This window comes from Janthinobacterium sp. PSRC1-1 (genome assembly GCF_049897525.1).
Taxonomy (GTDB): Bacteria; Pseudomonadota; Gammaproteobacteria; order Burkholderiales; family Burkholderiaceae_D; genus Janthinobacterium; species Janthinobacterium tructae.
In genome coordinates, this window is record NZ_JAFCWK010000008.1 from 1 (window position 1) to 19,772 (window position 19,772).

The following is a 19,772-nucleotide window of genomic DNA, read 5'->3' on the forward strand; positions in this document are numbered from 1 at the left end:
GTATCCTATTTCATTATTTCTTGTGAACATTTGATATTTTAAGTTAGACGCCAATCCGAAGATTGACGCTGCACTTACATCAAATGCCCACACTTATCGACTGTTAATTGTTAAAGAACTGTATTCGGCTACTGCTCTCGCGCTATCGACAAAGCGTTGTGTTTGTCAGCTGCGAAGAAGGAAGAGTATGAAGCTTTTTCAGCATTTCGTCAACCTTCTTTTTTTCCCACTTCACTCAGCATTTGCATGCATCGTTCAGCGAGGGAGCGAATTATAGCCTTGGGCTGCGCGTCCCACAAGGGCTATTTTGCAGCTGAGCAAATATTGCTGTGTGATATCGTAGCACCAACAATCCCCTGCCTCACCCACTTTGACTCTCATGCCTATCCCACACATCACCCCCACCGCCAATCCCGCACTGGCCAGCGCACTCGAACATGCCATCAATAGCAAGACCAAGCCGCTGGGCAGCCTGGGGCTACTGGAAACGCTGGCCCGCCAGATCGGCCTGATCCAGCAAAGCACGCAACTGGCACTACACCAGCCTGCCATCATCGTTTTTGCGGCCGACCATGGCGTCGTCGCCGAAGGCATTTCCGCCTATCCACAAAGCGTGACCTGGCAAATGGTGGAAAATTTCCTGGCCGACGGCGCCGCCATCAATGTCTTTGCCCGTCAGAACAATTGCGCCTTACATATAGTAGATGCGGGCGTCAATCACGACTTCGGCCCGCGCGACGGCTTGCTCGACCGCAAGCAGGGTCCAGGCACGCGCAACTTTGCCAAGGAACCCGCCATGAGCAAGGAACAGTGCATCGCCGCCATGCAGGCGGGGATGGACCTGGCCGCCACGCTCGATGGCAATGTGCTGGGCTTTGGTGAAATGGGTATCGGCAACACCACCGCCGCCGCCGCGCTGATGCACAAGCTGACGCAAACACCCGTTGCCGATTGCGTGGGCGCCGGCACCGGCCTGTCAAAGGAAGGCATCTTGCACAAACAGCAGGTGATCGAAGCGGCGGTCGCCCATCATGCGGCAGTCAATGCTCCACTCGACGTACTGGCTACCTTCGGCGGTTTCGAGATCGCCATGATGGCAGGCGCCATGCTCAAAGCGGCCGAACGGCGCATGATTTTGCTGATCGACGGCTTCATCGTCAGCAGCGCCTTGCTGGTGGCGGCCCGTCTGCAACCAGCCATCCTCGATTACTGCGTGTTTTCGCACTGTTCCGATGAAAACGGCCACCGCCAGCTGCTGGCCAGCCTGGGTGCGCGTCCGCTGCTGCACCTCGATTTGCGCCTCGGCGAAGGCACCGGTTCCGCCCTGGCCTTGCCGCTGCTGCACGCGGCCGTCAACTTCATGCGCGAGATGGCGACCTTCGCCTCGGCCCAGGTCAGCGAAAAGTCCACGCCAGACTAAGACCATGACCAATCCCGTTTCCGCCGCAGTCCATCAGTGCCGCCTCTTCTTCATTGCGCTGCAGTTCTTCACGCGCCTGCCGATTCCGCGCTGGGTGGGTTTCGAACCGGCCTGGTTGCAGCACGCCTCGCGCTACTTCCCGCTGGTCGGCGTGGTGGTGGCGGCCATTTCCGGCGCAGTGTATCTGCTGGCCAGCTGGCTCCTGCCTTCGGCGGTGGCCGTGCTGCTGGCCGTCGCCGCCGGCATTTATCTGACGGGCGCCTTCCATGAAGACGGCTTCGCCGACATGTGCGATGGCTTTGGCGGTGGGCTGACGCGCGAGCGGGTACTGGAAATCATGAAGGATTCGCGCATCGGCGCATATGGCGCCATCGGCATCATCTGCCTGCTCGCCATCAAATGCGCGGCGCTCGCTTCGCTGCCGCCACACATCGTCGTGGCGACACTGTTCATCGCCCATCCTTTGTCTCGCCTGGCCGCCGTCTCGCTGATCTGGGTCATGGACTATGCGCGCGACGAAGGCAAGGCCAAGCCGATGGCGCAAGAAATGACTGGCGGAGAGTTCATCATCGCCGCTACCTGCGCGCTGTTGCCCGCCATCGCCTGCGGCGTGCTGGGGATAGTTAACTGGGCTGCGCTGGTCTTTGCCATCGTGGTGGCGGCAGCTGCCGCATTCTGGCTGGGCCGCAAATGCCAGCGCCGCCTGCAAGGCTACACGGGCGACTGCCTGGGCGCAGTACAGCAACTGGCGGAAGTGGCGATTTACCTGGCCATCCTGTCCAGCTTCCAGCCTTCCATACGCTTCTATTAACATGCGACTGATTTTAGTGCGCCACCCCGCACCGCAGGTGACCAGCGGCACCTGCTATGGCCGCAGCGACGTGGCAGTGGCATCGCACGAAATGGCCTCGGCGCGCGCCAGCCTGCAAGCAACGCTGCCGGCCGGCGTGCCGCTGTATGCCAGCCCGCTGCGCCGCTGCGCCGGCCTGGCGACAGCATTGGCGCAAGACTTGCCTTCCAGCGGCTTGCACTTCGACGCGCGGCTGGCCGAGATGGATTTCGGCGCGTGGGAAATGCAGCCCTGGCACGCGATTGCACGCGCGGACATCGATGCCTGGGCCGCCGATCTGGCCTGGTACCGTCCCGGCGAGGGTGAGAATGTGCTGGCGATGGCCGCCCGCGTCGATGCGTTTTTAGGCGATCTGTTGCGTGAACAACACGAAACGGCAGTCATCATCTGCCACGCGGGCACCATCCGGCTGCTGTCGGCACTGCAAGCCCGGTTGCCATTGGAAGAAACCGCCCTGATGGCCGCCCGTTCCGCCCATAAAATCGCCTACGGCGCGACGGTTGTCGTCGATTTCTGATATCGAATCGTCCAGCCAGCCATTTCAGTCCACGCCCACTGCACGTATAATGACCGGGTTTTGGTGCCCGCGCTCATGTCCATGAGCGCAGTTAAACGGGAAACACGATGCCGCTCCCGCGGCGAGCGTGTGCTGCCCCCGCAACGGTAAGCAAGTGTCGCCCCTCCCGACAGGAAGCGGACGACAAGCTATCTCTGACAACCACTGTGCTTGCAATCATCGAGCATGGGAAGGTGGGATAGCGGTACTTGCCAGCCCGGATACCGGCCAGGACAGGTGGAAGTGTGCGAACGGGGATGTTCGCGATCCGAATGGCCCATGGCCATCTTCGATCGTCATCTTCAGTTCCCACTTCTGTTCAATCTGGCCTACGGGGACGTCGGCTGGTTGCATATTACTTACTGAAAATTATCATGACCCATGCTGTTTCCCGCCACGCGGCCCTCACGTCGCTCGCGCTAGCCATTGCCGCGCCTGCCGCTTTCGCCCAAGCCACGCCAGATACCTTCGATCCGATCGTCGTCACCGCCAGCCGCTACCCACAGCACCTGAGCGAAGTCTTGAGCGATACGCAGACCATCCGCTCGGAAGACATCGCGCGTTCGGGCGCCAGCTCGATTGTCGATCTGCTGCAAAAACAACGCGGCATCGAAGTGGCGCGTAACGGCGGCCCAGGCACCTCTGCCAGCGTATTCATCCGGGGCGCGAACAGCAGCCAGAATATCGTGCTGGTTGACGGCGTGCGCATTGGCTCATCCACTTTGGGTACGGCCAACTGGAGCGCCCTGCCCCTTTCCAGCATCGACCACATTGAAATCGTCTATGGTCCACTGAGCACCATGTACGGCGCGGACGCCATCGGCGGTGTGATCCAGATCTTCACGAAAAAAGGCGATGGCGCCACGCGCGTCTCCGCCTTCGCCGGTTACGGCAGCAACAACACGCGCCAGGTCGAAGCGCAAGTGGCCGGTTCCACCGCTGGCCCGAACAGCTTCAGCTATGCGCTGGCGGCTGGCAAGGAAAAATCGGATGGTTTCTCGGCCTCGAAACTCGGCGCATCGCCTGAATACACCTACAATCCAGACAAAGACGGCTACGACAAGGAAAGCTTCAGCGGCCAGTTCGGCTATCAGATGGCCAAAGGCCATGAAGTGGGCCTGACATTCCTGAATAGCGAATTGAAAGCGCAGTATGACGCCGGTCCTGGCTACGATGCACGCAGCAACGAGAAACTGGAAAACGTCTCCGTCTTCACGAAGAACGAATTTCTGCCCAACTGGACCAGTGAACTGCGTTATGCGGAAGCGCGCGACAAGGCCGGCAATGATGGCGGCACCGATTCGTGGAGCAAGAGCCAGATCAACACCAAGCAGACCGACCTGACCTGGCAAAATGACATCCGCTTCGGCCGCGACAACCTGCAACTGCTGGCCAGCTACCGCGATGAAGACGTGACGTCGACCCTGAATAAAGAAGTCACCGGCGGACGCAACACCAAATCCTTCGCTGCATCGTACAACCTGGTACGCGGCGCGCACCTGGTCAGCATCAGCGGCCGCCGTGATGACAGCTCGGCATTCGGCACGCACAACACGGGCAGCGTCGCCTACGGCTACCACATCACCAACGCACTGCGCGCCAACGCCAGCTACGGCACCAGCTTCCGCGCACCGACCTTCAATGAGCTGTACTACCCGGGCTATGGCCTGGCGACGAACAAGCCGGAACAGGGCCGCAACGCCGAAGTGGGTCTGCGCTACGACGACGGCGTGTCGAAACTGAGCGCCAGCTATTACCACAACAAGGTCAGCGACCTGCTGGTAAATGCCTCGCCTTGTCCCGATCCGCTGTTCACCGGCTACGGCTGCGCCTACAACGTCAACAAGGCGCTGCTGGAAGGCCTGACGATTGCTGGCGCACGCAAGTTCGGCGCTTTCAACGTCAGCGGCAACATCGACCTGCAAGACCCGCGCGATGAAACCAAGGACAAGCAACTGGTACGCCGCGCCAAGCAGCACGCCAACTTCGCCGTCGACTACACGGCTGGCGCGCTGACGTCGGGCGCCGAGTGGCAATTGTCGGGCAAGCGTTTCGATGATGCCGCCAACAAGAACGTCCTGGGCGGATATGGCCTGGTCAATCTGTACGCCACCTACCAGTTCACCCGCGACTGGTCGGTGCTGGCGCGCTGGAACAACATCGCCAACAAGGATTACGAACTGGCGCGCTTCTACGCGACACCAGGTTCGAAAGTCTTCGTCGGCGTACGCTACGGCATGAAATAACCCCGTCGTCATGATGTAAGCTGCGGGCGATGGCATGCCGCCGTCGCCCGCAGATGCAGTTCTGCAGTCCCCGTTTTTAAGGCAGTACATGCACCCATTTTTCCGCAACATGCGCCACCGCGCCACCGTGATCCTCACGGTGCTGATCGTGTGCGCAATTGCCAGTCTGATTTTCTCCGGCATGATCGGTTCGATCGCGATTCCGCTCGCCGACCTGCCGTCCGCCCTGTTCCATGTGGTGCAGGGCAAGACCGATACCCTCGCCGCCACCCTGCTCGACCTGCGCCTGGGCCGCGCGCTAACCGCGTTTGTCACCGGCGCGGCGCTCTCCTTGGCCGGCGTCATGATGCAGGCGCTGCTGCGCAATCCCCTGGCCGACCCGTACGTGTTGGGCATTTCCGCCGGCGCCTCCGTCGGCGCGCTGGCCGCGCTGCTGTTCATGTGCGCGCTGTGGGTGGTCGACGCTGCCGCCTTTGCCGGCGCCGTCGGCGTATCGATGCTGCTGTATTTCTTTGCCCGCCGCGACCTGCGCGGCGGCACGGCTGCCGAAGGCGGCGCCTCGCTCTTGCTGCTGACGGGCGTGATCCTGGCCTCGGCCTGCATGGCCATCGTCACCCTGATGCTGTCGATTGCCCCTGAGAGCCGCTTGCGCAGCATGGTGTTCTGGATGATCGGCGACCTGGCCGGCGCGCCCGCGCGGCTGATGCCCTGGCTGGTCCTGGCCGGCGCTCTGGTCTTTGCGCTGCGCTGCGCGCGCTCGCTGAACGTCATGGCCCTGCACGCGGAAGCGGCCAGCACGCTGGGCGTGCGCGTGGGCGCGTTGCGCAAAGGCCTGTTCTTCTGTTCCGGCCTGCTCACGGCCAGCGCCGTCACCAGTGCCGGCAGCGTGGGTTTTGTCGGCCTGATCGTGCCGCATGCGCTGCGCTTTGCCTGCGGCCCCGATCATCGCCTGCTGATACCGGCCGCCGCACTGGCCGGCGGCACCTTCCTGGTGCTGGCCGATACCTTGGCGCGTACCGTGCTGGCACCGTTGCAGCTGCCCGTCGGCGTGGTCACGGCCATGATAGGCGCGCCCGTCTTCCTGTACCAATTGCACCGCTTGCGCAGAGGATGAAACAAGCATGATCCGCACCCACCAACTCGGCCTGAAAGCAGGCACGCGCTGCCTGGTGGAAAACCTCACCTGGCACATCAGGGATGGCGAATGCTGGAGCGTGATAGGCCGCAATGGCGCTGGCAAGAGCACCTTGCTGCGCGCGCTGGCCGGCTTGCGCGAACCCGATGCGGGCCACGTCACGATACAGGACCGCGCCCTGGCCGACTGGCCGCTGGAGGAGCTGGCGCGTGAACGCGCCTTCCTGGCGCAGGCGCGCCACGATGCATTCTCGTACCGCGTCATCGAAACCGTGCTGTCGGCGCGCCACCCGTATCACGACAACCATTATTGGGAAGGCAGCGACGACCAGCGCATCGCCCTGGCCGCGCTGGCATCGATGGAAGTGGAACACCTGGCCGAGCGCGACGTGCGCAGCCTGTCCGGCGGCGAACGCCAGCGCGTGGCGATTGCCGCCATGCTGGCGCAGGATACGCCCCTGCTGCTGCTGGACGAGCCGGCCAATGCGCTGGACCTGGCGCACCAGGTCAGCGTCATGCGCCTGCTGTCGACACTGTGCCGCGAACAGAATAAAACCGTGGTGATGGTGGGCCATGACCTGAACCTGGCGCACAGCGTCTCGACCCATGCGCTGCTGCTGATGGGCGACGGCGGCTGGCTGGCCGGCTCCGTGGCCGAGGTGATGCAGGCCTCCATCCTGGGCGACTACCTGGGCCACCCGATCGAGATCATCGCCCACGGCAAACGCAAGATATTCATACCGAAAGAGGATTAAACATGAGCAACAACATCAACGCGGACACCGCAGCCAATACCGCAGCTGTCAACGAACGCCACCGCGTGCGCATGGAGCGCAAGAAGGCCATCATCGACGCGGCCATCGCCAAGGCCGACAAGGAAATCGGCATCATCATCGTCAACACGGGCAATGGCAAAGGCAAGAGTTCGAGCGGCTTCGGCATGGCCATCCGCGCCATGGGCCACGGCATGAAGGTGGGCGTGGTGCAGTTCATCAAGGGCGCCATGTCGACGGGCGAAGAAAAATTCCTGCGCCGCTTCCCCGACGAAATCAGCTTTCATGCGATGGGCGAAGGCTATACCTGGGAAACGCAGAACCGCGAACGCGACATCGAAAAAGCCGAACTGGCATGGGAGCAGGCGAAGACCTTCCTGGCCGACCCCAGCTACGGCCTGGTGCTGTTCGACGAACTCAATATCGCCCTCAAGTACAACTACCTCGACGTGCATAAGGTCATCGCCGACCTGCTGGAACGCCCGGCCATGCAGCACGTGGTCATCACGGGCCGTGGCGCACCGGACGAATTGATCGCCATCGCCGACACCGTCACCGACATGGCCGTCGTCAAGCATGCCTATGCGGCCGGCATCGGCGCGCAAGCCGGCACCGAGTGGTAACAGCGCCATGACGCGCACCCTGGTCTTCGGCGGCGCCCGTTCCGGCAAGAGCGCCTTTGCGGAAAAGCTGGCCCGCGAGTCGGGCAAGGAAGTGGTCTACATCGCCACCGCGCAGGCGGGCGATGAGGAGATGGTCACGCGCGTCAGGCACCACCGTGCGCAGCGCCCGGTCGAGTGGGCGACACTGGAAGAACCGCTGCGCCTGGGCGACGCCATCCTGCGGGAAGCACTGCCCGGGCGCCTGCTGCTGGTCGACTGCCTGACCCTGTGGCTGACGAATCTGATGTTTTCCACTGGCGAGGCTTACCCGGACGTGGGTGACATCGCCCTGCCCGAACTGTTCCACAGCGAGCGCGCGCACCTGCTGTACGCGCTTGCCGAAATCGAAGACAGCGGCTGCGACCTTATTCTGGTATCGAACGAAGTGGGCATGGGCATCGTGCCGTATGGCGCCATCTCGCGCTGCTTCACCGATGAAGCGGGCCGCCTGAACCAGGCCGTGGCGGCCGTGTGCGACAAGGCTGTCTTTGTCGCCGCCGGCCTGCCGCTGTACCTGAAAGGCGCCCCATGCTGAGCGGCCTGTCGCTGCCCATGCTGGCAGGCCTGATGACGGCCGGCGTGCTGCTCGATCTGATCCTGGGCGAGACGCGCCGCTGGCATCCGCTGGTGGGCTTTGGCCGCCTCGCCAGCGCGCTCGAACACCTGCTGAACCGGGGCCGTGGGCGTTTTCTGCGCGGCGCGCTGGCGTGGTCGCTGGCCGTGCTGCCGATCAGCTATGCCGCCTGGTGGCTGTGCGGCATGGCGGGTGCGGTCCTGCATGTCTTCCTGCTGTACCTGTGCCTCGGCTTGCGCAGCCTGCGCGACCACAATCAACCGATCGCCGATGCCCTGGCCATGGATGACCTGGGCAACGCGCGCCTGCTGACGGCGCGCATCGTCAGCCGCGACACGGCCAACGCCGACGCGGCCAGCCTGGCCAAGGCCAGCACGGAATCGCTGCTGGAAAACGGCAACGACGCCGTCTTCGGCACCCTGTTCTGGTTTGCCGTGGCGGGCGGCCCCGGCGCCGTGCTATTCAGGCTGGCCAATACCCTCGACGCCATGTGGGGCTACCGCAACGCACGCTACGACTGGTTCGGCTGCTGCGCCGCGCGCATCGACGACCTATTGAATTACCTGCCGGCGCGCCTGACGGCCCTGTCCTATGTCTTGCTGGGCAAGAGCATGGCGGATAAAAAACGCGCCTGGCAGTGCTGGCGCAGCCAGGCCCCCAGCTGGGGCAGCCCGAACGCGGGGCCCGTGATGGCCAGCGGCGCCGGCGCCCTGGGCCTGGCCCTGGGTGGCGACGCCATCTACGACGGCGCGCTGGAACGCCGCCCGCCGCTGGGCGCCGGCCGTCCGGCCGAAGCGCGCGACATCGACCGCGCCTGGCGCCTGGTGGCCGAAACGGCCGTGCTGTGGCTGATCTGGGTGGCGCTGCTGGCCGGGCTGTATTACCTGCGGGGGAAATACCTTGCTTGAACATGGCGGCAACCTGCGCGACGCCGCGCGCGAATATGGACGACCACTGGCCGACTGGATCGACCTGTCGACCGGCATCAATCCGCACGGCTATCCCGTGCCCGCCAGCAGCGCCAGCGCCTGGCACCGTCTGCCGGAAAGCAACCCGGCGCTGGTCGCCGCCGCCTGTGCCTACTATCACGCGCCAGCCATGCTGCCGGTGGCCGGCACGCAGGCGGCCATCCAGGCCTTGCCCCGGCTGCGCGCGCCATCCTGCGTGGTCGTCGCCGCGCCCTCATACGCGGAACACGCGCACCACTGGGGCCAGCACGGCCACAGCTTGCGGCATGTACCGTATGCGCAGCTGGCCGATGCCGTCGACCACTGCGACGTGCTGGTTGTCTGCAACCCGAACAACCCCACCGGCGCGCACATCGCGCCCGAGGTGCTGCTGGACTGGGCAAACAGGCTGGCCCAGCGCGGCGGCTGGCTGGTGGTCGATGAAGCGTTTGGCGACACGCAGGCGCAAGCCGGCCTGGGACCGCATGCGGGCCAGCCGGGACTCATCGTGCTGCGCTCGGTCGGCAAATTCTTCGGCCTGGCGGGACTGCGCCTGGGCTTTGTCGCCGCCCATCCCGAGCTGCTCAGCAAGCTGGCCGACATGCTGGGGCCATGGACCGTCAGCGGCCCGGCGCAGCAAGTGGCCCTGGCCGCGCTGACCGACGCGCGCTGGCAGGATGCGATGCGCCTGCGCCTGCGTGAAGAAGGCGAACGCCTGCGCCAGCTGCTCGCCAGCCACGGCATCGCCAGCGGCGGTTGCGCGCTGTTTCAATGGTGGCCGGAAGAAGACGCCGAAGCCTTCTGGCGCCACATGGCGCAGCAGGGCATCTGGGTGCGCCTGTTCCGCCACGCCGCCTACGGCATCCGCCTGGGCTTGCCGCCGAACGAAGACGCCTGGCTCCAGCTGGAACAGGCACTCACCACATGGAAGAAGCGATGAACCACTTGAAAACAGCACTGCTACTGGCGGGACTGATCTCGACCCAGGCGCACGCCGCCATCACCGTGCGCGATGACGATGGCAATGCCGTCACCCTGGCCAGGCCCGCGCAGCGCATCCTGGCGCTGGCGCCGCACGTCACGGAGCTGCTGTTCGCAGCCGGTGGCGGCGAGAAAATCGCCGGCGTCGTCAGCTATAGCGACTATCCGGAAGCGGCGAAAAAAATCCCGCAGGTAGGCGACAACCGCCAGTACGACATGGAGCGCATCATCGCCATGAAGCCGGACCTGATCGTCGTGTGGATGCATGGCAGCGCCGAGCGCCAGATCGCCATGCTGCGCCAGCTGAAGGTGCCGATTTATCACAGCGAGCCGCGCAAGCTGGCCGACATCCCGGACAGCATGGAGCGCCTGGGCCAGCTGATGGGAACGGAAAAAACCGCCAAGCCGGCCGCCGCGCAGCTGCGCGCCAAACTGGCCAGCCTGACGGCGCAATATGCGCAGCGCCCGCCCGTGCGCGTGTTTTACCAGGTGTGGGACAAGCCCCTGTACACCTTGAGCGGCGCGAGCATCATCAGCGACTCCATGCGCGTGTGCGGCGCGCAGAATATCTTTGCCGCGATGAAGGTGGTGGCGCCCGTCGTCACGCCGGAAGGCGTGCTGCAGGAAGACCCGGAAGCCATCTTCGGCACCAGCGAAAAAAGCGATCCGCGCAGCGAAGGCGGCCTGGCCATGTGGCGCGCCTTCCCCTCGATGACGGCCGTGCGCAGGAATAATCTGTTCCGCCTGAATGGCGACCTGCTGAACCGCGCCGGTCCGCGCATGATCGAAGGCACGGCCGCCATGTGCGAACAACTGGAGGTGGCCCGCCAGCGCCGCAGCGCTCCCGCAGCCAAGACGGCGCCATGAGTCACTATCAGCGCATCGCCTGCCTGTCGACGGAAGCCGTGGAAACGCTGTATGCGCTGGGCGCGCAAGACGTCATCGCAGGCATTTCCGGCTTCACCGTGCGCCCTGCCCGCGCACGCGAGGAAAAAACCAAGATCAGCGGCTTTTCGTCGACGAACCTGGAACGCATACTGGCAGTGAAACCGGATCTCGTGATCGGCTTTTGCGACATGCAGGCCGATATCTGCCGTGACCTGGTCAAGGCCGGCATCGAAGTACACCAGTTCAACCAGCGCACGGTGGACGGCATCCTGCGCATGATCGCCGTACTGGCCGCGCTGGTGCAGCGCGAGGATGCCGGCCACGAACTGATCGCCAGCCTGCGCGCGGACATCGCCGCCGCCCGGGCCCGCGCCGCCGCCTGGACGCGCCAGCCCGTGATGTACTTTGAAGAGTGGAATGACCCCCTGATGAGCGGCATCGGCTGGGCGGCGGAGTTGATCGGCATCGCCGGCGGCACGGACGCCTTCCCGGAATTGTCTGTGCATCCGGGCGCGAAAGAGCGCATCATCGGCGATCCTCAGGAGGTGGTGCGGCGCGCGCCCGACATCATCCTCGCCAGCTGGTGCGGCAAGAAGTTCCAGCCCGCGCAACTGGCGGCACGCCCGGGCTGGGAGGCGATTCCCGCCGTGAAAAACCAGATGCTGTTCGAGATCAAGTCGCCCGACATCCTGTCGCCCGGTCCGGCCGCCATTACAGAGGGGTTACGCCAGATCAGCGACATCATCGCGCGGTGGCAAGAGCGGCAGGAGCGCCAGCCATGAACACCCCCTTCCCCGCCCTGATGGTGCAGGGCACGACGTCCGACGCGGGCAAGAGCACCGTCGTTGCAGCCCTGTGCCGATTATTGATGCGCCGCGGCGTGACGGTAGCGCCCTTCAAGCCGCAAAACATGGCCTTGAATAGCGCCGTGACGGCGGACGGCGGAGAAATCGGCCGCGCGCAAGCCTTGCAGGCACTGGCCTGCGGCATCGCGCCGCACACCGACATGAACCCGGTACTATTGAAACCGTCGTCGAACACGGGCGCGCAGGTGATCATCCATGGCAAGGTGCGCGCCGAAATGGATGCGCGCGACTACCAGCAATACAAGACCATCGCCATGGGCGCCGTACTCGAATCGTACGCGCGACTGCGCCAGCAATATGCCGCCGTCATCGTCGAAGGCGCCGGCAGCCCCGCCGAAGTCAACCTGCGCGCGCGCGACATCGCCAACATGGGCTTTGCGGAAGCCGTCGACTGTCCCGTGATCCTGGTGGCCGACATCGACCGTGGCGGCGTCTTCGCGCACATCATCGGCACCCTGGCGTGTTTGTCCGACAGCGAGCGCGCGCGCATCCTCGGCTTTGTCATCAACCGCTTCCGCGGCGACATCTCGCTGCTGCAACCGGGCATCGACTGGCTGGAGCAGCAGACTGGCAAGCCCGTGCTGGCCGTGCTGCCCTACCTGCAAGGCTTGTTCCTCGACGCGGAAGACGCCGTCGACGCGATACAGACAGAACGCGGCGCCTTCAAGGTGGTGGTGCCGCAACTGCCGCGCATCAGCAACCACACGGATGTCGACGCGCTGCGCGCCCACCCCGGCATCGACCTGCAATTCATCCAGCAGGGGCAGCCGATTCCGCCGGCCGACCTGGTGATCCTGCCGGGCAGCAAGAACACGCGCGGCGATCTGGACTGGCTGCAGCAGCAGGGCTGGCCCGCCTATCTGGCGAAGCACCTGCGCTACGGCGGCAAGGTACTCGGCATTTGCGGCGGCTTCCAGATGCTGGGGGAATCCGTACACGACCCGCTGGGTGTGGAAGGGGTGGCTGGAGAATCGAAGGCACTGGGCCTGCTCGACATGGTGACTGAATTGACGGCGGAAAAGCGCCTGCAACAGGTGGCCGGCCACTGCACGTTTGCCGGCGCGGACGATGCGCGCGTGGCCGGCTATGAAATCCACATGGGCGTCTCGCAGGGCGCCGCCCTGCGGCAGCCGGCGTTCATGATCGATGGACGACCCGAGGGGGCCGTATCGGGCGACGGGCAAATCCTGGGCAGCTATTTGCACGGCATGTTCGACACGCCCGCCGCATGTTCCGCGCTGCTGCGCTGGGCGGGGCTGGACTCCGGCCACACGGTGGACACCGCCGCCCTGCGCGAGGCCAGCCTGGAGCGCATCGCCGACGCGGCCATCCCGCTGCTGGCCGCCCTGGAGCAAATCAAGCGCTGACTATTTTTTCAGGCACATGCCCATGTACGAACGGTCGGTCGAAAACTCGACTGCCATGCTCGACGACACGGGCATGAACATCGAATAATCGGCCGGCACATCGGCGGGGTCCTTGAACACGGCGACGCCATCGAAATCGACGGCTTGCGCGCCCAGGCCCAGCTTGTTGACGGTGATGGTTTCCGCATGCGTCTTGCCGGTCGTGTTATTCGTCAGGGTGGCGGTGCTGCCGGCAACGACGATGTTCGCGCTGATGCCCGACGCCGCGCAGGCATAGCTGCCATTGAGTTCCGTGCCGATCTTCTGCTGTTTGGCCGCCACGATAGTGCCCACGCGTAACACGTTCTGCTGGTTGCGGCTGTAGCGATCGATGAACAGCGCCAGCCCCCGGTCCCCGGCGTGCACGTGCACGATGCCGAAGTCCTGGCCACCCTGGCGGGCGACGAGCAAGCCGGTCTTCGCATCCTTGACCAGGGTCAGGCTGGCGTTTTCCGCTTCCAGCTGCGGCGATACCGCGGAGCACACGCCTTGCGCATTGAACACGCCGCCATTGCACAGTTGGGCCGCTCCGTCGGCTGCGATCTTGAGACTGCCTTTCGGATTGAAGCGGTCAGCGCCGTTCGATGCATTGCGCATGGCACCCAGGAAAATATAGTTGCCGGCCAACTTGGCCACGTCACCGACCGCATAGCCGCTGCCGCTGACGGTCGAGACCATGTTACCCAATTTGATATTGCCCGACAGCAGACGCGTGCGCGCATCGACGGTAACGCTGAAATCCGTTGCCGTGTAGGTGGTCAGATTGCCGGTGGTGGTAGCGCTGAACGTGCCGCTGCGGTCGCTCAAGCCGAACTGCGTCGACAGGACACGGATGGCATAGGTTTTCTTGACGCTGTCAAACGTGATGCGCCAGGTGTCGCCGATATCGGCGGCCACGTCATACACGCTTTCGTCAGCACTGGCGCCGGCAATGACATTCAGGCCAGCCTCTTTCGCCACGGCAACTGACGCCACCGTCACGCTGTCGGCGGCGACGACGGGCGGCGTCACCACGACAGGTGGTGTGACCACGACGGGCGGCGTGACTGGTGCTTCCGGCGTGCCGCCATCGCTGCCGCCACCGCATGCGGACAGGGCCGCGCCCAGGACAAGGAACGTAAATGCATTTTTCATGTGGTGTGACTTTCGGGAAAGAGGAGGCGGAGCTGCCAGAAGCACATGCTAGCCTTGCCCGCAATCTATTGCCATGGAACAAATGTTCCATGGACGCCGCCCCCGCACGCTGCCAGAATGACGATTGCGGGCGGCACGCCGGCGCCATTTATGTGACAATTCATCGTACTGTCGGCTCCGTTCTTCCTCCTCAGGCTCGCATCCATGACCAGTTCCCCGATTAAAAGCTACCTTCCCTGGGTGGTCGCCACTGCCCTGTTCATGGAGCAACTCGACTCCACCATCGTCAACACCGCCATCCCCGCCATGGCCGCCAGCCTGCAGGTAACGCCGCTGAGCCTGAAAGCCGTCGTCACCAGCTACATCCTGAGCCTGGCCGTGTGCATTCCCATCAGCGGCTGGATGGCCGACCGCTTCGGTACGCGGCGCGTATTTTCCGCCGCCGTGGCCATCTTTACCCTCGCCTCCATCCTGTGCGGCCTGTCCGTGAATGCTCCCATGCTGGTGGCCGCGCGCCTGTTGCAAGGGGTGGGCGCGGCCATGATGATGCCGGTGGGCAGGCTCACCATCATCCGCACCTTTCCCAAGTCACAATTGCTGGCGGCCATGAATTTCGTCATCATCCCCGCCCTGATCGGGCCCCTGCTGGGGCCCACGGTGGGCGGGCTGATCGTGCACTGGCTGTCGTGGCGCGAAATTTTCTTCGTCAACGTACCGGTCGGCCTGGCAGCGCTGTACCTGGCGCACCGCTACATGCCCGATTACTACGGCGACAAGCCCCGTCCGCTGGACCTGATCGGCCTGGTGCTGTTCGGCACGGGCATCGCCCTGCTGTCGTGGCTGCTGGAAATTTTCGGCGAACATCGCATCGATGCCACCTCGTTTGCCGTGCTGCTGTTCATTTCCATCAGCCTGCTGGCCGCGTATGCCTGGCATTCGAGCGAAGTGCTGCACCCGCTGCTGCGCCTGACCCTGTTCAAGATCCGCACCTTCCGCGTCTCCGTGGTGGGCGGCTTCGTCACGCGCCTGGGCGTGGGCGGCCTGCCTTTCCTGCTGCCGCTCTTGTACCAGCTGGGCCTGGGCCTGCCCGCCTGGCAGTCCGGCTTGCTGATGATGCCGTCGGCGGCGGCTGCCATGGGCATGAAATTCATTTCCGCGCGCGTACTGGCCCGCTTCGGCTACCGCCAGGTGCTGATCGTCAACACCGTGCTGATCGGCATCACCATCGCCATGTTTTCGCAGGTGGGCGCGGGCACGTCCCTGTACGTGATCGTCGGCATCAGCCTGTGCCTGGGCTTTTTCAATTCGCTGCAATTTTCCAGCATGAACACCATCGCGTATGCCGATGTCGACAAGACCGACTCCAGCATGGCCAGCACCATCGCCAGCTCGATGCAGCAACTGTCGATGAGCTTTGGCCTGGCCTTCGGTTCGCTGATCACGGGCTGGTACCTGGGCGACATGCCGCAGTCGGACCGCGCCATGCTCAGCACCGCCCTGCACCACACCTTTTTGACCCTCGCAGCCCTGACGGTGCTGTCCTCGCTGACCTTCTGGACCTTGCGCCGCGACGATGGAGAAAGCATCAGCAAGGGCACCGACAGCGACGAGGAAGAGGCGGCCGACGTGAAGGCCCAGGCCCTGGTGCAGACGGAAGTGCAAACCACCAAAGGCTGAGCCACATCAAGCTTGCCGCCAGCGCCGCTGGTGCTTTTGCCTGACGCTGCTACCGTGACGGCAGGAGGTGCAGATGGCGGCCGAGCGGCGCTTTGCATGGAAGGGGACGGACCGTCATGGCCAGGCGGTCGATGGCGTCTTGCGCGCCGCCGACGCCAGCACTGCGAAGGGCGCGCTACGCCGCCAGGGCATCCTCGCCACCCGTGTGCAGGCGGTGCGCGCCGCGCCCGGCAAGGCCATCACGCACAAGGATATCGCGCTGTTCACGCGCCAGCTGTCGACCATGATGGCGGCCGGCGTGCCGCTGCTGCACGCCTTCGACATCGCCGGCAAGGGCCACGCCAAACCCGCCGTCACGGAGCTGATGCGCGACTTGCGCCACGCCATCGAAGCGGGCAGCAGCCTGCAGCAAGCCTTTCGCCAGTTCCCGCAGCTGTTTGACGAGCTGTATTGCAAGCTGCTGGCGGCAGGCGAACAGGCGGGCATCGTGCAGGACTTGCTGGCGCGCCTGGCCACGCACCAGGAAAAGGCCATCGCCCTGCGGCGGCAAGTGCGCGGCGCGCTGATGTATCCGCTGCTCATCGTGCTCGTCGCCATCGCCGTCACGGCCATCATCATGAGCGTGGTCGTGCCCGCCTTCCGCCAGGTCTTCGACAGCTTCGGCGCACCGTTGCCGCTGCCCACCCTGGTCGTCATGGACTTGTCCGCTTTTGTTGTCCGCTACTGGCTGGCGCTGTTGGCGGCGCTCATGCTCGCTTGCCTGCTGCTGCACCTGGCCTGGCGCCGCTGGCCCGCCTTGCGGCGCAACACGCAGCTGCGGGCATTGCACCTGCCCGTCTTCGGTCCGCTCCTGCGCAAGGCGGCGATTGCGCGCTGGACGCGCACCCTGGCCGCCATGTTTGCCGCCGGCGTGCCGCTGCTCGACTCGCTCGGCCTGGTGGGCGCCGCCTCCGGTCACGCGCTGTACCAGGAAGCGACGGCGCGCATCGAGCGTGAAATCCGCGCCGGCGGCAGCCTGGCCCTGGCCATGGAGCACAGCGGCGTGTTCCCCCCGCTGCTGACGCAACTGGCCCTGATCGGCGAGGAATCGGGCGCGCTCGACGCCATGCTGTCGCGCGCGGCCGAGATCATCGAGGCCGATATCGACGCCACCGTGGCCACCCTTTCCGCGCTGCTGGAACCGGCGCTGATCGTGGTGCTGGGCGTGCTGGTCGGCGCCCTCGTGATCGCCCTGTATTTGCCGATTTTCAAGCTGGGCGCGGTGATTTGACTGCCGCCTGCAGTTCGCCACCGACACCCGGCATGCACCCATGCGTGTCATACATTTACCTTCTTATCAAATAATAGTAATTGACTATCCAATATATGTACAATATATTCAATTAATAGATAGCAAGTATTGTATATTCGTATCGCAATGCAGGGCATGAGGTAATCCAAGGGGTGGATCTGCCTGCTCGCCGTCGCACTGCGTACATGCTGGGGCCAGACTTGATTGTTTTGCCCCGCCCCGACATTTCACTCTTCTTCAAATTGCGATCATGCGTACTTCCAAAGCCCAACAAGCCAAAAACCATCGGCTGATCATTCAGACCGCCGTGGACCTGATGACCCAGCATGGGTTTGAGGGCACCACCATGAAGCAGATCGCGCGTGCCGCCGACGTGGGTGATGCCACCATCTACAAATACTTCCCTACCAAGGAGAAACTGGTAACCGCCTACTTTCAGCAAGCCATTGCAGACGCGGTGGCGCAAGCCGACCAGACGCAGGGACAGAGCGAATTTTCGCTGCAGGAGCGCCTGCAACTGGTGGTCGAGAGTCTGCTGGAAGGTTTGCTGGCCGACCGCGAATTTGTGGGCCTGGCGCGCGGCATGGTGGAGCGCGCGCCCACGCTGCTGTTGGGCGAGCAACTGCCCGGCAAGCCTTTGCTCCAGCAAACCTTCCTGCAGATGCTGGAGCAGGCCGAGACGACCGGTGAAATCGTGCCTTGCGGCTTCAAGCCCAGCCTGGCCGGACTGTTGGCCGACTATGTGTACGGCGTCATTGCATACTGGCTGCGCGACACCTCCGAGCAGTTTTCCAACACCACGCAAATGGTCGATTTAAGCTTGGGCGTGCTGGTGTTAGCCTTGCGCAGCGGTCTGGTGGACAAGCTGCTGGAGCTGGGCGGTTTCCTGGTGCGCAGCCAGCTGGCGCGCCTGATGCAAGACGGCAATGGCTTGCTGGACCTGCTGCAATTGGCCCGCCGCGGCTTGGGCGGGGTACGCTCATGAGGCCCACGACCAGGACGAACAAAGTTGCGCAATTGCCACGTACCGGGCGTCTTTCGCGTGGCGCGATTGTCGGCATGGCAGTGGCGCGGGCCGGGCTGACCCACCTGGGCCATAAGGCCAAGTCGATGACGCGCGACGATACGACAACGGAACAGGCCCGCGTGGCACATGAGGCGGAACTCGGGCGCATCCTGTTTGCCGCGTTGAACCAGCTCAAGGGCACGGCACTCAAAGCCTCGCAGCTGCTCAGCATGGAACTCGGCTTTCTACCCGAGGGCATGCGCCAGGAACTGGCCCGCGCCCACTATCAGGTCACGCCGCTGAACCGCGCGTTGGTGATCAAAGTGATGCGCCAGGAGTTTGGCCAGGATCCGCAAGCCCTGTTCCAGCAATTCGATCCGATCGCCTTTGCCGCCGCCAGTCTGGGTCAGGTCCACGCCGCCAGCATGACCGACGGTCTGGCAGTGGCCGTCAAACTACAATACCCCGGAATGGCGGACTCCATTGGCAGCGACATGCGTATGCTGCGCAGCCTGCTGCAAGCCTGGGGGGACCGCTCGGAGATGATGCCCAAAGCCGATATCATCGCGCGCATGATGGATGACATCGAACGGAAACTGGCCGAAGAGCTGGACTATTTGCACGAGGCACAGACCATGCAATGGTTTGCCCAGCATCTCACGCTGCCGGGCCTGGTGATCCCCCAGCCGGTAATGGGCCGCACCACACGCCGCGTGCTGACCATGCAACGCCTGCCGGGACTGCATCTCAACGAATGGTTGCTGACCGAACCCGATCAAGCCGCACGTGATCAGGCTGGTCAGCTGCTGTTTGACGCCTTCTTTCATTGCACCTTTGTGCTGCACCGCCTGCAAGCCGACCCGCATCCGGGCAACTATCTGTTCATGCCGGACGGCCGACTGGGCCTGCTGGACTTTGGCTGCACCCGCGCGCTGGACGCTGCCTTTTGCCAAGCGCTCAGCGCGCTTTGGTCGGCACAGCTGCGCGACCCGGCGGACCACGGCGCCATGCAGCAGGCCTATCGGGACTTGGGCCTGATTGGGCCGAATCTGAATGCGCAGGACTTTTGCCAGCAACTGCTGCCGGCAATGGCCGAGCGGCATGCCTGGCAGAAGTTGCCGTTTACCGTGGCGGTGTATGACTTTGCGCAACACCCGCCATACCCACGTCCATCAGCCGAACATCAGCGCCAGGCACTTCGGCACCTGCAGTCCTTGCCTGAGGAACTGCCCTACGTCGACCGGGCCTATTTAGGCCTGATCCAGCTTCTCAAAACCCTCGGTGCACGTGTGCGCACCGCCAACCCCTGGATTCGTTGAATGCATACGACGTTTCTGCCTCCGCGATGCGCAGTCTTCATC

18 protein-coding genes and 1 riboswitch are annotated in these 19,772 nt (G+C 64.0%); of the genes, 17 read left to right on the forward strand and 1 reads right to left on the reverse strand.

Annotation, left to right across the window (positions count from 1 at the left end):
• Nucleotides 1-379: 379 nt before the first annotated feature.
• The 13 genes from cobT (at nucleotide 380) to ACP7DW_RS18225 (ending at nucleotide 13,264) form a co-directional block, all read left to right on the forward strand.
• Entirely contained in the window at nucleotides 380-1,420 is a 1,041-nt protein-coding gene (cobT, locus tag ACP7DW_RS18165) for a nicotinate-nucleotide--dimethylbenzimidazole phosphoribosyltransferase (protein ID WP_426056214.1), read from the forward strand.
• A 4-nt stretch (nucleotides 1,421-1,424) separates the two neighbouring features.
• Nucleotides 1,425-2,231, forward strand: a complete 807-nt coding sequence (locus tag ACP7DW_RS18170; protein WP_426056213.1) for an adenosylcobinamide-GDP ribazoletransferase — start codon at nucleotides 1,425-1,427, stop codon at nucleotides 2,229-2,231.
• A gap of 1 nt (nucleotide 2,232) precedes the next feature.
• A complete protein-coding gene (locus ACP7DW_RS18175) occupies nucleotides 2,233-2,787 on the forward strand; it encodes a histidine phosphatase family protein (RefSeq protein WP_426056212.1) in 555 nt (184 codons plus the stop codon).
• Between the two features lie 44 nt (nucleotides 2,788-2,831).
• A riboswitch (cobalamin riboswitch) is annotated at nucleotides 2,832-3,073 on the forward strand.
• 127 nt (nucleotides 3,074-3,200) lie between these two features.
• Complete coding sequence (locus ACP7DW_RS18180) at nucleotides 3,201-5,072, forward strand: TonB-dependent receptor domain-containing protein (RefSeq protein ID WP_426056211.1); 1,872 nt, start codon at nucleotides 3,201-3,203, stop codon at nucleotides 5,070-5,072.
• An 88-nt stretch (nucleotides 5,073-5,160) separates the two neighbouring features.
• Nucleotides 5,161-6,186, forward strand: coding sequence for a FecCD family ABC transporter permease (locus ACP7DW_RS18185; RefSeq protein WP_282408048.1), 1,026 nt, complete (start codon nucleotides 5,161-5,163; stop codon nucleotides 6,184-6,186).
• Nucleotides 6,187-6,193: 7 nt separating this feature from the next.
• Complete coding sequence (locus ACP7DW_RS18190; RefSeq protein ID WP_426056210.1) at nucleotides 6,194-6,961, forward strand: ABC transporter ATP-binding protein; 768 nt, start codon at nucleotides 6,194-6,196, stop codon at nucleotides 6,959-6,961.
• 2 nt (nucleotides 6,962-6,963) lie between these two features.
• On the forward strand, nucleotides 6,964-7,602 hold the full coding sequence (gene cobO, locus ACP7DW_RS18195; protein ID WP_426056209.1) for a cob(I)yrinic acid a,c-diamide adenosyltransferase: 639 nt from the start codon (nucleotides 6,964-6,966) through the stop codon (nucleotides 7,600-7,602).
• A 7-nt stretch (nucleotides 7,603-7,609) separates the two neighbouring features.
• The gene (gene cobU, locus ACP7DW_RS18200; RefSeq protein ID WP_426056208.1) at nucleotides 7,610-8,176 is read left to right on the forward strand and encodes a bifunctional adenosylcobinamide kinase/adenosylcobinamide-phosphate guanylyltransferase; all 567 of its coding nucleotides are present in this window, start codon (nucleotides 7,610-7,612) and stop codon (nucleotides 8,174-8,176) included.
• Nucleotides 8,170-9,123 (forward strand): adenosylcobinamide-phosphate synthase CbiB, encoded by a 954-nt coding sequence (gene cbiB, locus ACP7DW_RS18205; RefSeq protein ID WP_426056207.1) that lies wholly within the window; start codon nucleotides 8,170-8,172, stop codon nucleotides 9,121-9,123. The genes cobU and cbiB overlap by 7 nt, the downstream gene beginning before the upstream one ends.
• Nucleotides 9,116-10,102, forward strand: coding sequence for a threonine-phosphate decarboxylase CobD (cobD, locus tag ACP7DW_RS18210; RefSeq protein ID WP_426056206.1), 987 nt, complete (start codon nucleotides 9,116-9,118; stop codon nucleotides 10,100-10,102). Before cbiB ends, cobD begins: the two co-directional genes overlap by 8 nt.
• On the forward strand, nucleotides 10,099-11,010 hold the full coding sequence (locus ACP7DW_RS18215; protein WP_426056205.1) for a cobalamin-binding protein: 912 nt from the start codon (nucleotides 10,099-10,101) through the stop codon (nucleotides 11,008-11,010). The genes cobD and ACP7DW_RS18215 overlap by 4 nt, the downstream gene beginning before the upstream one ends.
• Complete coding sequence (locus ACP7DW_RS18220) at nucleotides 11,007-11,813, forward strand: ABC transporter substrate-binding protein (protein ID WP_426056204.1); 807 nt, start codon at nucleotides 11,007-11,009, stop codon at nucleotides 11,811-11,813. Before ACP7DW_RS18215 ends, ACP7DW_RS18220 begins: the two co-directional genes overlap by 4 nt.
• Complete coding sequence (locus ACP7DW_RS18225; RefSeq protein WP_426056203.1) at nucleotides 11,810-13,264, forward strand: cobyric acid synthase; 1,455 nt, start codon at nucleotides 11,810-11,812, stop codon at nucleotides 13,262-13,264. Before ACP7DW_RS18220 ends, ACP7DW_RS18225 begins: the two co-directional genes overlap by 4 nt.
• On the opposite strand, the gene ACP7DW_RS18230 is transcribed toward ACP7DW_RS18225, so the two are convergent.
• Nucleotides 13,265-14,437 carry a hypothetical protein gene (locus ACP7DW_RS18230; protein ID WP_426056202.1) on the reverse strand — a complete coding sequence of 391 codons (1,173 nt, stop codon included), beginning with the start codon at nucleotides 14,435-14,437 and terminating at the stop codon, nucleotides 13,265-13,267. It abuts the gene before it with no gap.
• Nucleotides 14,438-14,641: 204 nt separating this feature from the next.
• On the opposite strand from ACP7DW_RS18230, the gene ACP7DW_RS18235 reads away from it, so the two are divergent.
• The 4 genes from ACP7DW_RS18235 (at nucleotide 14,642) to ACP7DW_RS18250 (ending at nucleotide 19,730) form a co-directional block, all read left to right on the forward strand.
• A complete protein-coding gene (locus ACP7DW_RS18235) occupies nucleotides 14,642-16,114 on the forward strand; it encodes a DHA2 family efflux MFS transporter permease subunit (protein WP_426056201.1) in 1,473 nt (490 codons plus the stop codon).
• A gap of 73 nt (nucleotides 16,115-16,187) precedes the next feature.
• Nucleotides 16,188-17,384 (forward strand): type II secretion system F family protein, encoded by a 1,197-nt coding sequence (locus ACP7DW_RS18240; protein ID WP_426056199.1) that lies wholly within the window; start codon nucleotides 16,188-16,190, stop codon nucleotides 17,382-17,384.
• A gap of 271 nt (nucleotides 17,385-17,655) precedes the next feature.
• Complete coding sequence (locus tag ACP7DW_RS18245; protein WP_426056198.1) at nucleotides 17,656-18,390, forward strand: TetR family transcriptional regulator; 735 nt, start codon at nucleotides 17,656-17,658, stop codon at nucleotides 18,388-18,390.
• Between the two features lie 125 nt (nucleotides 18,391-18,515).
• Nucleotides 18,516-19,730 carry an ABC1 kinase family protein gene (locus ACP7DW_RS18250; RefSeq protein WP_426056197.1) on the forward strand — a complete coding sequence of 405 codons (1,215 nt, stop codon included), beginning with the start codon at nucleotides 18,516-18,518 and terminating at the stop codon, nucleotides 19,728-19,730.
• Nucleotides 19,731-19,772 lie beyond the last annotated feature (42 nt).

Excerpts from the sequence above, each read along its gene's own strand:
- cobU (WP_426056208.1), top strand. The coding sequence starts at position 7,610 with ATGACGCGCACCCTGGTCTTCGGCGGCGCCCGTTCCGGCAAGAGCGCC.
- cobT (WP_426056214.1), top strand. The coding sequence starts at position 380 with ATGCCTATCCCACACATCACCCCCACCGCCAATCCCGCACTGGCCAGC.
- ACP7DW_RS18185 (WP_282408048.1), top strand. The coding sequence starts at position 5,161 with ATGCACCCATTTTTCCGCAACATGCGCCACCGCGCCACCGTGATCCTC.
- ACP7DW_RS18240 (WP_426056199.1), top strand. The coding sequence starts at position 16,188 with ATGGCGGCCGAGCGGCGCTTTGCATGGAAGGGGACGGACCGTCATGGC.
- ACP7DW_RS18250 (WP_426056197.1), top strand. The coding sequence starts at position 18,516 with ATGACGCGCGACGATACGACAACGGAACAGGCCCGCGTGGCACATGAG.
- ACP7DW_RS18215 (WP_426056205.1), top strand. The coding sequence starts at position 10,099 with ATGAACCACTTGAAAACAGCACTGCTACTGGCGGGACTGATCTCGACC.
- cbiB (WP_426056207.1), top strand. The coding sequence starts at position 8,170 with ATGCTGAGCGGCCTGTCGCTGCCCATGCTGGCAGGCCTGATGACGGCC.
- ACP7DW_RS18220 (WP_426056204.1), top strand. The coding sequence starts at position 11,007 with ATGAGTCACTATCAGCGCATCGCCTGCCTGTCGACGGAAGCCGTGGAA.
- ACP7DW_RS18190 (WP_426056210.1), top strand. The coding sequence starts at position 6,194 with ATGATCCGCACCCACCAACTCGGCCTGAAAGCAGGCACGCGCTGCCTG.
- ACP7DW_RS18225 (WP_426056203.1), top strand. The coding sequence starts at position 11,810 with ATGAACACCCCCTTCCCCGCCCTGATGGTGCAGGGCACGACGTCCGAC.
- ACP7DW_RS18170 (WP_426056213.1), top strand. The coding sequence starts at position 1,425 with ATGACCAATCCCGTTTCCGCCGCAGTCCATCAGTGCCGCCTCTTCTTC.
- ACP7DW_RS18235 (WP_426056201.1), top strand. The coding sequence starts at position 14,642 with ATGACCAGTTCCCCGATTAAAAGCTACCTTCCCTGGGTGGTCGCCACT.
- ACP7DW_RS18245 (WP_426056198.1), top strand. The coding sequence starts at position 17,656 with ATGCGTACTTCCAAAGCCCAACAAGCCAAAAACCATCGGCTGATCATT.
- ACP7DW_RS18230 (WP_426056202.1), bottom strand. The coding sequence starts at position 14,437 with ATGAAAAATGCATTTACGTTCCTTGTCCTGGGCGCGGCCCTGTCCGCA.
- cobO (WP_426056209.1), top strand. The coding sequence starts at position 6,964 with ATGAGCAACAACATCAACGCGGACACCGCAGCCAATACCGCAGCTGTC.
- ACP7DW_RS18175 (WP_426056212.1), top strand. The coding sequence starts at position 2,233 with ATGCGACTGATTTTAGTGCGCCACCCCGCACCGCAGGTGACCAGCGGC.
- ACP7DW_RS18180 (WP_426056211.1), top strand. The coding sequence starts at position 3,201 with ATGACCCATGCTGTTTCCCGCCACGCGGCCCTCACGTCGCTCGCGCTA.